Below are 10,279 nucleotides of genomic sequence, written 5' to 3' on the forward strand. Positions count from 1 at the left end.
TTTCCCGGATCGCGATATCCATCTCACGCGGTCAGCGCGATATGCAGCCGCCCCTCGGCTGCGGCCAGCTTTGCCTCGGCCTCGACGCGCCCGAGCTTCAGCAGCAGCATGACCACCGCCAGCTTGATCGAGCCCTCGGCCTCGGCCAGCGCCGCCCCGGCCTCGGCCTCGGGGGCATCGGCCAGCTCTGCCACCATGCGCAGGGCGCGGGTCTGCAGCTTCTCGTTGGTCGGGCGCATGTCCACCATGCGGCCCCGGTAGACATAGCCCATGCGCACGAAGATCGCCGTCGAGAGGCAGGTCAGGATCGCCTTCTGCGCCGTGCCGGCCTTCATCCGGGTGGAACCGGCGATGACCTCGGCACCGGTGTCGGCGACGAGGTAGAACTGCGCCTCGCGGCCGATGGGACCCTCAGGCGCATTGCCGATGGCCACGGTCAGCGCGCCCGCTGCGCGGGCATGGCGCAGCCCCTCGACCACGTAGGGCGTGCGCCCCGAGGCGGCGAGGCCGATCACCACGTCATCGGCGCCCATGCCGATCTCGTCCAGCACCGCCACGGCGGCGGCACCGTCGTCCTCGGCGCCCTCGACAGCGGTCACGAAGGCCCCCTGCCCGCCGGCCATCAGCGACAGGGCGCGCTCGGGCGGCCAGCCGAAGGTGGGGGGCAGCTCGGCGGCGTCGATGGCGCCGAGACGGCCCGAGGTCCCCGCCCCGAGATAGAGAAGGCGCCCGCCACGCGCCAGCCGCCCGGCGGCCAATTCAACCGCCTCGGCCATCGGGGCGGCGGTGCCATGGGTCGCGGCCACGGCGGCGACCTGGCCTTCCAGCATGGCCTCGACCATGTCGCGGACGGGCCAAGTCTCGAGGCCCTTGTAGCGGGCGGCGGCGCGCTCAGTGGGAATCATGGAGGGCTTCGTCCTTTTCCTTGGCAATGAGGGCGGCATGCAGGGCGGCGTCGATACGGGGGAATTCCACCTCGTGCCCGGCAAGGTCGCTGGTGATCTGCTCGCGGATCGAAGGGTCCAGCGCCAGCACGCCGCCGACGAAGGCCACCGGCGCCTCGCCGCAGCGGGTCAGCATGATGCGGCCGAGGTGGGCCAGCTCCTGCCCCGCCTCGCGCAGCAGGCCCTGAGCGGTCGGATCGCCCTCGCGGGCGGCCTCGGCCACGGCGACGGCCAGCCGCCCGATGCGGCCCCGGTCTCCTCCGTAGACATAATCGCGCATGGCGTCATGGGTGCTGCCGCCAAGCGCGGTGAAGACGGTCGAGGCGAGGATCTCGGCGTCGCGGGTTCCATTGCCCTCGTCCTTCAGGCGGAACAGGTGACGGATGGCGCGCAGGGCGATCCACACGCCCGAGCCTGCGTCATCGACAAGGATGCCGCGCCCGCCGACGACCACCCGTTCGCCGCTGTCATCATAGGTCATCCCGACCGAGCCGGTGCCCGCCGAGACGAGGTGCCCCCGCCGCCCGTGGAAGGCTGCACGCCAGGCCAGCCCCATGTCGCTGGAGTAGCTGAACCGCTCGAGCGGCAGGCCGAGGATGTCCGAGACCTGCTCTTCGATGCGCGGATGGCGCGAAAAGCCGGCGCCGGTGATACCGAACTCGGCGAAGGCGACGGCGCCGGGCAGCGCATCGCGCACCGTCTCGATGGCGCCGCGGAAGCGCGCCAGGCTGCGGGCGTCGTAGATCAGCCCGCTGGCGCCCTCGGCGATGCCACGATCCACGGTCCTGCCCTCTGCATCCACCAGCACCCAGCGAGAGGCGGTGCCGCCGATATCCATACCCAGGTACAAGGTCACACTCCTGTCGTCTGTCGGGCCAGGGCCCGCACGAACCCCTGGGCGATGGCCCGGGGGTTGGTGATCATCGTGCCGACCACGACCGCATGGGCGCCGCGCCGGAAGGCCTCAACCGCCTGTTCGGGCGTGGCGATACGCCCCTCGGCAATGATGGGCACCGAAACCGCCGAGGCCAGCGCCTCGATCAGGTCATAGTCCGGGCCCTCGGGCGCCGGGGCCCCCGGGTCGGTGTAGCCCGACAGGGTCGTCGCCACATAGCTTGCCCCCGCCTCGGCCGCCCGCCGACCCTCCTCAAGCGAGGCGACATCGGCGAAGGTCTCGACCCCGGCGGCCCATGCCTCTTCCAGCACGTCCTGCCAGCGGTCGGGGCTGCACCGGTCACGCTCGGTGCAGTCCAGCCCGAGGATCTGCGCCCCCGCCCCGATCACCGCCCGCGCGGCGGCGCGGTCCGGGGTGATGTAGACCGGCGCCTCGGCGAAGATCTTGTTGATGCCGATCACCGGCAGCGAGGTGCAGGCACGGATCGCGGCGATATCGGCGGGACCATTGGCGCGCAGCGCCACGGCGCCCGCCTCTTCGGCGGCGCGGGCCATGGCGGCCATGTGCACCGGCCCGTGCAGCGGATTGTCCGCCCGCGCCTGGCACGAGACGACGAGGCCCCCCTTCGCGATCAGGCTCATTTCACCGCCCCCGCCGTCATGCCGTTGATGAACTGCTTGGACAGGATGATGTAGATGATGGTGATCGGCGCCGCCGCCAGCGTCAGCCCGGCGAACATCACCCCCCAGTCGGTGGCATATTCTCCGATGAAGCTGGTCATCCCCTGCGGCAGCGTCTTCAGCGCGTCGTTCTGGATGAAGACCAGCGGGAAGAAGAAGTCGTTCCAGATCGGCACCAGGTTGTAGATCCCCGCGATCACCATCGCCGGGCGGCACAGCGGGATCATCACGCTGACCATGATGCGGAACTCCGAGGCACCATCCATGCGGGCGGCGTCCTCAAGCTCTCGTGGCAGGGTGCGGATGAAGCCGGTCATGATGAACACGGTCGAGGGCAGCCCCATGGCGGTATAGACCGCGATCAGCGCCCAGTGGGTGTTGAGGATCCCCATGTCGCGGAACAGGATGAACAGCGGGATGATCGCCAGCTTCAGCGGCACCATCAGCCCGGCCATGAAGAACAGCAGCAGGAAGCTGGAGCCCCAGAATTCATAGCGCGCGATGGCATAGGCGGCCATCAGGCCCAGGGTCAGCAGCAGGAAGATCGAGGCGCCGGTCACCACCACCGAATTCAGCAGGTAGCGCATGAAGGCGGTCTCGGTCGCCATGGCGACGAAGTTCGAGACATTGGTGAAATCGGGGATCGAGAAGGGATCCTGGAAGATCTCGATGTTCGACTTGAAGCCCGACATGACCATGATGGCGATCGGGAAGAGCATCAGCACCGTGTTGGCGATCAGGATGATCTGCATCAGACCGTCGCGACCGTAGGTCGCCAGCAGGCCGGGCTTGTCGTAGCGGCTCTCCATGCTCATACCTCGATCTCCCGTTTGCGGAGGTAGATTGTCCAGGTCGTCGCCACCACGGCGATGAAGAGGAACATCAGCACCGCCAGCGCCGAGCCCATGCCGAAGTCCTGGATGCCTGCCGACTGGTTGCCGAAGGCGGTCCGGTAGAAGTAGAGGCCCAGCACGTCGGTATTGCCATAGGGCGAGCCGTCGAGGCCGACCATGATGTAGGGCAGCTCGAACCAGTTGAACGAGCCGATGAAGAGCAGCACGAAGCAGACCGTGGCCGAGGGCGCGATCAGCGGCCAGATCACCCGGCGGATCAGCGTCAGCTCGGAATCGGTCTCCATCCGGGCGGCGTCGAGGATTTCCGAGGGGATGCGCTGCAGGCCCGCCAGGAAGACCAGCGTCGGGAAGCCGACCCAGGCCCAGGCGTTGACGAAGATCAGCGCGTTCAGCGCCGTATCGGCATCGCCCAGCCAGGGCGTCGCGAGGCTGCCGAGGCCGACGGCTTTCAGCAGCTGGTTCACGGCGCCGAAGATCGGGTGGAAGAACAGCTTCCAGACATAGCCGATGATGACGGTCGACAGGACCACGGGCAGGAAGACCGCGATGCGGTGGAAGCGCGCGCCCGGCAGGTCACGCCACAGCGCATAGGCCAGGATGAAGCCCAGGCCGTTCTGGATGATCATCAGGGCGAAGAAGACGAAGATGTTGTTCTTGAAGGCGTTCCAGGTGGTTGCCGCGAAGGGTTGCTGGAACAGCACCTTCTCGAAGTTGGCAAAGCCGACGAAGTCGCCACGGGCCAGCCCCTGCCAGTCGTAGAAGGCATAGGCCAGCGCCGAGAAGATCGGGTAGATCACGAAGAGCGCCATGACCACCACCGGCGGCACCAGCAGGAAGGTGATCCAGAGGCCGCGCCCCGAGACGCGCAGGCGCGGGGTCCGCGCAGGCGTCCGGGAGATGCCGTTCAAAGTGGGGGCGGGCATGGGGGTCTCCTGGCTTCGACGTGGGGGAAGGTCTGTCCGGCCGCGCAGGCGGCGGCCGGACATCCGGGACGGATCAGTCCTGGAAGGGCGCGTAGTAGGTCGCGATGCCGGAGGTCACAGCCTCGGCGGCCTCTTCCGGGGTGCTTTCACCGGCCAGCATCTTCTGCACTTCCGCCTGCAGCAGCACCGAGCCCGAGGGCTCTTCGTAGCGGAAGTTGGTCAGCATGATGTAGGGCACGGCCGCGCGGTTCAGCTCGGCGATCTCGTTCAGCAGGCCGTCTTCCAGCGTCACGCCGGCGATCGGGGTGATGTTGCGCAGCTTGTTGGCGAAGACCTGGCCGAACTCGGGCGTCGCGGTATAGGCCAGGAAGGCCTTCACGGCCTCCGGGTGCTCGGTGGTGGCATTGCCCGCATAGCCACCGTCGAAGAAGACACCGACCAGCTTCTCGTCCTCGGCCGCCTCGCCGGGCGCGGCGAAGACGCCGATCTCGAGATCGGGGTTCTGGGCGCGGAAGTTGGCGATCTCGAAGGAGCCGCCAGCGAACATCGCCGCCATGCCCGAGGCAAAGAGCTGCTGCGACGAGGCATAGTCGAGCCCGGTGAAGCCATCGGGGAAGTAGGCGCTGATATCCTGCAGGTGCTGCAGACCGCTGACGTAGCGCGGATCGGTGAAATCGGTGGTCCCCGCGACGATCTCGTCGAAGAACTCCGACCCGACGACCGAGGAGGTCAGGGCCGAGACGATGGTCTCGTTCTGCCAGGCGGTCGCGGTGCCGTTGGCGAAGGCATACATGCCCGCATCCTTGACGGCCTTGGCATTGGCCATCAGCTCGTCCCAGGTCTGCGGCTCGCTCAGGCCGAGTTGCTCGTAGATGCCCTTGTTGTAGATCACCAGCATGGTCTGCGAGGCGAAGGGCACGCCATAGACCTTGCCGTCGGCGCGCAGGGTCTGGGCGGCGATGGCGGGGGCGGTCATGTCGGCCAGGCCGGGCACGTCGGCCTCGGTCAGCGGCATCAGGTAGTTGGCACCGGCGACGGCCTCGAACGCCCCGTAGGCGCGCACCATCATCAGGTCGGGACCCGAGTCACCGGCCAGGGCGGTGGACAGGATGGTAGCATAGCTCGACGCCTCGAAGGCTTCGAAGGTCACCGTGATCTCGGGATGTTCGGCCTCGAAGGCGGCGATCAGCTCTTCGTAGACGGCGCGGTCTTCCTGGCGCCAGCTCCACAGGGACAGCTCCTGTGCCATGGCGGGCGCGGCGATGGCGCCGGCCGTCAGGCCCAGGGTGAGCGTCTTGACGAAAGTCTTCATGGTATCCTCACAAGTTGGGGTTGGTCTTCAGGTCCGACGGAAACTTCTTCCGGTTTCACTGTCGAAGTAGTGGATTTCAGCCGGGTTCGGACGCAGCCTGACAGCATCGCCGGGGCGGTGCGTCAGGGCCTTGGTGTCGCCCTGCAGGCTGATGCGCGTCCCGTCGCCGAGGCGGGCGTAGATATAGGCCTCGTTGCCGAGGTACTCGGCATATTCGAATTCCGCCTCGAAGCCATCCGCATCGCCTGCGGGCGCCAGCGCCATCGCGTCGGGGCGGATGCCAAGGGTGACCGTCGCGCCCGTCTCCGGCGCCTCCGGCAGCAGGACCGCGCCGCTGCCCGCCACGCCGAAGCGGTCGCCGTCGCGGACCGCCTTCAGCAGCGACATGCGCGGCGAGCCGATGAAGGTGCCGACAAAGGCATTGGCCGGGGTCTCGTAAAGCTCGCGCGGGGTGCCGACCTGTTCGATCACACCGTCGCGCAGCACCACGATGCGATCCGCCAGGGTCATCGCCTCGACCTGGTCATGGGTGACGTAGATCATCGTGCCGCCGATGTCGTTGTGCAGCTTGGCGATCTCCAGCCGCACCTCCGAGCGCAGGGCGGCGTCGAGGTTCGACAGCGGCTCATCCAGCAGGAAGACGGCGGGCTTGCGTACCAGCGCCCGGCCGATGGCGACCCGCTGGCGCTGCCCGCCCGACAGTTCACGCGGCTTGCGTTGCAGCAGCGGGCCCAGTTGCAGCGTCGCGGCGGTCTCGTCGATACGCTTCTGGACCTCGTCCTTGGACAGCCCCATGAGACGCGCCCCGAAGGCCATGTTCTCGTAGACGTTCATGTGGGGGTAGAGCGCGTAGCTCTGGAACACCATGGCGATATCGCGCTTGGAGGGCGGCACGTTCAGCATCGAGCGGCCATTCAGCGTGAATTCCCCCTCCGAGATATCGTCCAGCCCGGCGATCAGGCGCAGCAGGGTCGACTTGCCGCAGCCCGAGGGACCGACGAAGACCACCAGCTCGCGGTCGTGGATCTCGAGGTCGATGCCCCGCAGGACCTCCACGTTCCTGAAGTTCTTGCGGACACCCCGGAGAGATAGTTGCGCCATGCGGACCCCCTTTTCGGGAAGGAATACCATGAGACATACCAATGGCAAACAATTTAATACAAAATAGATACCACTGAAACACCAATGAGGCGATAGCCATTGAAGTAAGGGCCTGTCACAGCCAATCATCATGGTCGGCAATTTCCCGTTGATCGAGAAACTGCCCAGTTGTATCAAAGTGGTATTACATCAGCAGACCGGACGCGCCCATGCAGAGCTTCCCCCATCTCGACTTGATTCGCGACTGCCTGGCAGAGGCGGACGAGGCCGGGCCACTCTACCGCAGCCTCGGGGACGGGCTGTCGCAGCTGATCGAGAGCGGCGCCCTGCCCGCCGGGGCCCGGCTTCCCTCGGAACGCCAGCTGACCGATCTTTCGGGCAAGAGCCGGGTGACCATCCGCAAGGCGCTGGCCCTGCTGGCCGAGCGCGGGCTGGTGCACCAGAAGAAGGGCTCGGGCACCTATGTCTCAGACCGCGCAGACAGCGCGCCCGTGCCGCCGGTGACCTCGCTGACCGACATCCTGCGCCGCCAGGGCCGCACCAGCCGCACCATCTGGCTGAAGCGCCATGTCGCGCCGGCGACCTATCACGATCGGCTGATCCTCGGACGCCCGGCGCTAGAGCAGGTGGTCCGGCTCGAGCGGCTGCGGCTGGTCGACGAACGGCCGATGTCGCTGGAACGCTCGACCTTCACAACCGAGGCCCTGCCCGATGTCTCGATGATCGACCAGTCGATCTATGCCGCGCTGCGGGCCAACCGCAGCCTGCCGTCGCGCGTGGTCCAGGAGGTGAGCGCCGTGAACATGGTGCCCAAGGTGGCCGAGCGTCTGCGCGCCCTGCCCGCCGCCGCCGCGCTGAAGATCACCCGGCGGGGCTTTGACCGCGCCGGCGCGATCATCGAGCACACAGAGGCGGTCTTCCACCCCGAGGCGCATCGCATCGTCAGCGAGTTCGGCAGCTAGCCAACCCTGGAAACGCAAACATCCGGCGCGCCCCTCGGCGCGCCGGATGTCAGTTCCCGCCCCGGTCCTGCCCGGGATCGCACCGCCTCACTCGACGCCGTAGATCCGCGCCAGGTCGTCCAGCATCAGGTTCGCCGCCAGCACGCCGCCGGCCGTGTTCCAGATCGCATCGCTGACCTCGTGCACCTTGCCGGCCTGAACCGCCGACAGCGACTGCCAGAGCGGGTCGTTCAGCGCATCCTCGGCCGCCGCGATACCCTCGCCGTTGCCGTTGTCGTAGGTGAAGTAGAAGATGCGGTCGCCGTCCATGTCCGGGATCGCCTCCTTGCCGGTGCGGATGGCGAAATCCTCGACATTCTGGATCTCGGGCCGGTCAAAGCCAACGTCCTTCAGCAGCACGCCCGAGAAGCTGTCCAGCTGGTAGATGCGGATCTGCCCCGACAGGAAGCGGATCACCGAGACCTTCTCGTTCAGGCTGTCGCCCAGGGCCGCGCGCAGGTCCGCGACGCGGGCGTCATAGGCGGCGATCTGTGCCTCGCCTTCCTCGGTGCGCCCGAGGGCCTCGGCATAGAGGCGGTGATTGACCTTCCAGTCGCCGCGCAGGCGCTCGGAGAGCACGGTCGGCGCGATGGCCGAAAGCTGCGGATAGATCTCTTCGTGCCGCTGCAGGTTGCCCAGGATCAGGTCAGGCTGCAACGCGGCGATCATCTCGAGGTTGATGGCGCTTTCGGTGCCCAGGGGGACCGCATCGCCCATGGCCTCGGTGATGTGATCCCACCAGGGATTGCCATTCCACGAGTTCGAGGCCCCGACAGGCACCACCCCCATGGACAGCACCGCCTCGGTACCCTCGTTGGTCAGCACGACCACCCGCGCCGGCGCATCCGGCACCGTGACCGTACCGACGACGGTTTCGACATCCCGCGCCTGCGCCGCGGTTGCCAGCAGGGCTGCAAGCCCCAGACCGCGCAGAACTGTTCCAAGGTTGACCATGGGCACCCCCCTTATCCGATTGTTTCGCTCAAGAAATGAGCTTTTATTTACTTTTTTACTCGGGTATGTCAACGCGATCCTGACACCCCTTGCGACCGGGACCAGACACCGAAGATGACCCGAGCCTTCCCGCTGCTACTCCTGCTTCTGTTGCTGGCCTGCATTGCAAGCCTGCACCTGGGCCTGCGGTTCTACAGCCCTGGTCAGGTCTGGGCGGCCCTGCAGGGCGGCACCGGCACCGAGGACATCATCATCCGCACCCTGCGCCTGCCCCGCACCCTGATCGGGGCAGCCTGCGGCGGCGCACTTGGCCTGTCGGGGCTGCTGATGCAGGCGGTGACGCGCAATCCGCTGGCCGAGCCGGGGCTTCTGGGGGTCAACGCCGGAGCGGCCTTCGCGGTGACCCTCGGGCTGACGGTCTTCGCGGTCACCGCGCCCCTGCCCATGGCGCTGCTGGCGGTGGCGGGCGCACTGCTGACCACGGCGCTGGTCTTCGGCATCGGCCTGGCGCTTGGCCCCGCCGGAGGGGACGGCACCACGCTGCTGATCGGGGTGACCATCGCCGCCATGCTGGGCGCGCTGACCCAGGTCATGCTGCTGCTGGACGAGACGGCGATGGAGACCCTGCTGTTCTGGCTGTCCGGCGGTTTCGCCGACCGGCCGACGGCGCTGCTTTCCGTGGCACTGCCCCTGCTGCTGCTGGCACTGGCAAGCTGCGCCCTGCTCTCGGGCGGGATCGACGCGCTGCGCCTCGACGACCAGAGCGCCCAGGGCATCGGCGTCGGCGTGACCCGGCTGCGGCTGAGCGCGCTGGCGCTGGCGGCGCTGCTGGCGGCGATCTCGGTGTCGCTGGCCGGGCCCGTGGTCTTCCTGGGCCTTGTCGCGCCGCATATCGCCCGCCGCCTGAGCACGCGGCGGCTTCCCTTCTTCACCCTTGCCCTGGCGACCCTGTTGACCGGCGCGATCATCGCCGTCATGGCCGACATCCTCGCCCGCGTCATCGTCGCCCCCGGCGAGGCGCCGATCGGCGCCGTGCTGGCCATGGTCGGGGTGCCCTTCCTGATCCACCTGCTGCGCCGCACCAGAGGAGGACCGGCATGAGCATGGCCCCCACACCGACCGCCGCCCGTCCTCACGCCCCGCGCTGGCGGCTGCTGTTGCTGGGCCTGCTGCTGCTGGCCGGGCTGATCCTGGCCACCGGGCTGGGCACCAGCTTCCTGTCGCCCGCCCGAGTCTCGGCGGCGCTGCTCGGACGGGGCAGCGACATGGACGAGATCATCATCTGGACCCTGCGCCTGCCCCGCGTCGCCCTGGCGGTGCTGGCGGGCATGGCGCTGGCGCTGTCGGGGGCGCTGATGCAGCGCGCCCTGCGCAACCCGCTTGCCGCGCCCTCGATCCTCGGCGTCAGCGACGGCGCCGCCCTCGGCGTGGTCACCTTCCTCTTCTTCTTCTCGAACGACAACAACGTGCTGACGGTCTCGATCCACTGGCTGCCCCTGGCGGCGGTGCTCGGGGCGCTCGGCCTCTCGGCGCTGATCGCCCTGCTGACCGTCTTTGACCGCCGCGCCGGCGATCCGCTGCGGCTGATCCTCTACGGGGTCGCCCTCTCGGCGCT

11 protein-coding genes are annotated in these 10,279 nt (G+C 68.0%); 3 read left to right on the forward strand and 8 right to left on the reverse strand.

Features of this window, described 5'->3' with window-relative positions; genetic code table 11:
* Positions 1-23: 23 nt before the first annotated feature.
* The 7 genes from OS124_RS0115275 to OS124_RS0115305 form a co-directional block, all read right to left on the reverse strand.
* Positions 24-905 (reverse strand): N-acetylmuramic acid 6-phosphate etherase, encoded by an 882-nt coding sequence (locus tag OS124_RS0115275; protein WP_010140632.1) that lies wholly within the window; start codon positions 903-905, stop codon positions 24-26.
* On the reverse strand, positions 892-1,800 hold the full coding sequence (locus OS124_RS0115280) for an N-acetylglucosamine kinase (RefSeq protein ID WP_237708126.1): 909 nt from the start codon (positions 1,798-1,800) through the stop codon (positions 892-894). The genes OS124_RS0115275 and OS124_RS0115280 overlap by 14 nt, the downstream gene beginning before the upstream one ends.
* Entirely contained in the window at positions 1,797-2,480 is a 684-nt protein-coding gene (locus OS124_RS0115285) for an N-acetylmannosamine-6-phosphate 2-epimerase (protein WP_010140634.1), read from the reverse strand. Before OS124_RS0115285 ends, OS124_RS0115280 begins: the two co-directional genes overlap by 4 nt.
* Complete coding sequence (locus tag OS124_RS0115290; RefSeq protein WP_010140635.1) at positions 2,477-3,334, reverse strand: carbohydrate ABC transporter permease; 858 nt, start codon at positions 3,332-3,334, stop codon at positions 2,477-2,479. Before OS124_RS0115290 ends, OS124_RS0115285 begins: the two co-directional genes overlap by 4 nt.
* Positions 3,331-4,296, reverse strand: coding sequence for a carbohydrate ABC transporter permease (locus tag OS124_RS0115295; protein WP_010140636.1), 966 nt, complete (start codon positions 4,294-4,296; stop codon positions 3,331-3,333). Before OS124_RS0115295 ends, OS124_RS0115290 begins: the two co-directional genes overlap by 4 nt.
* A gap of 73 nt (positions 4,297-4,369) precedes the next feature.
* A complete protein-coding gene (locus tag OS124_RS0115300) occupies positions 4,370-5,608 on the reverse strand; it encodes an extracellular solute-binding protein (protein WP_010140637.1) in 1,239 nt (412 codons plus the stop codon).
* A gap of 27 nt (positions 5,609-5,635) precedes the next feature.
* On the reverse strand, positions 5,636-6,709 hold the full coding sequence (locus OS124_RS0115305; protein WP_029375479.1) for an ABC transporter ATP-binding protein: 1,074 nt from the start codon (positions 6,707-6,709) through the stop codon (positions 5,636-5,638).
* A gap of 209 nt (positions 6,710-6,918) precedes the next feature.
* Between OS124_RS0115305 and OS124_RS0115310 the strand changes: the two genes are divergently transcribed.
* On the forward strand, positions 6,919-7,671 hold the full coding sequence (locus tag OS124_RS0115310) for a GntR family transcriptional regulator (protein ID WP_010140640.1): 753 nt from the start codon (positions 6,919-6,921) through the stop codon (positions 7,669-7,671).
* A gap of 87 nt (positions 7,672-7,758) precedes the next feature.
* Here OS124_RS0115310 and OS124_RS0115315 read toward each other — a convergent pair whose 3' ends face one another.
* A complete protein-coding gene (locus tag OS124_RS0115315) occupies positions 7,759-8,664 on the reverse strand; it encodes an ABC transporter substrate-binding protein (protein ID WP_010140642.1) in 906 nt (301 codons plus the stop codon).
* A 114-nt stretch (positions 8,665-8,778) separates the two neighbouring features.
* Here OS124_RS0115315 and OS124_RS0115320 point away from each other — a divergent pair, with 114 nt between their 5' ends.
* Positions 8,779-9,765: a FecCD family ABC transporter permease gene (locus OS124_RS0115320; protein ID WP_010140643.1), complete on the forward strand. Its 987-nt coding sequence runs from the start codon at positions 8,779-8,781 to the stop codon at positions 9,763-9,765.
* Positions 9,762-10,279 (forward strand): FecCD family ABC transporter permease (locus OS124_RS0115325; protein WP_010140644.1); only part of this gene is annotated, 518 nt, incomplete at its 3' end. The genes OS124_RS0115320 and OS124_RS0115325, both read left to right, overlap by 4 nt.

It is taken from the genome of Oceanicola sp. S124 (assembly GCF_000220565.1).
GTDB lineage: Bacteria > Pseudomonadota > Alphaproteobacteria > Rhodobacterales > Rhodobacteraceae > Pseudooceanicola.

Bases quoted from the DNA above. Each gene is read 5' to 3' on its own strand.
- OS124_RS0115275 (WP_010140632.1), bottom strand. From the start codon at position 905: ATGATTCCCACTGAGCGCGCCGCCGCCCGCTACAAGGGCCTCGAGACT.
- OS124_RS0115285 (WP_010140634.1), bottom strand. From the start codon at position 2,480: ATGAGCCTGATCGCGAAGGGGGGCCTCGTCGTCTCGTGCCAGGCGCGG.
- OS124_RS0115290 (WP_010140635.1), bottom strand. From the start codon at position 3,334: ATGAGCATGGAGAGCCGCTACGACAAGCCCGGCCTGCTGGCGACCTAC.
- OS124_RS0115295 (WP_010140636.1), bottom strand. From the start codon at position 4,296: ATGCCCGCCCCCACTTTGAACGGCATCTCCCGGACGCCTGCGCGGACC.
- OS124_RS0115300 (WP_010140637.1), bottom strand. From the start codon at position 5,608: ATGAAGACTTTCGTCAAGACGCTCACCCTGGGCCTGACGGCCGGCGCC.
- OS124_RS0115305 (WP_029375479.1), bottom strand. From the start codon at position 6,709: ATGGCGCAACTATCTCTCCGGGGTGTCCGCAAGAACTTCAGGAACGTG.
- OS124_RS0115310 (WP_010140640.1), top strand. From the start codon at position 6,919: ATGCAGAGCTTCCCCCATCTCGACTTGATTCGCGACTGCCTGGCAGAG.
- OS124_RS0115315 (WP_010140642.1), bottom strand. From the start codon at position 8,664: ATGGTCAACCTTGGAACAGTTCTGCGCGGTCTGGGGCTTGCAGCCCTG.
- OS124_RS0115320 (WP_010140643.1), top strand. From the start codon at position 8,779: ATGACCCGAGCCTTCCCGCTGCTACTCCTGCTTCTGTTGCTGGCCTGC.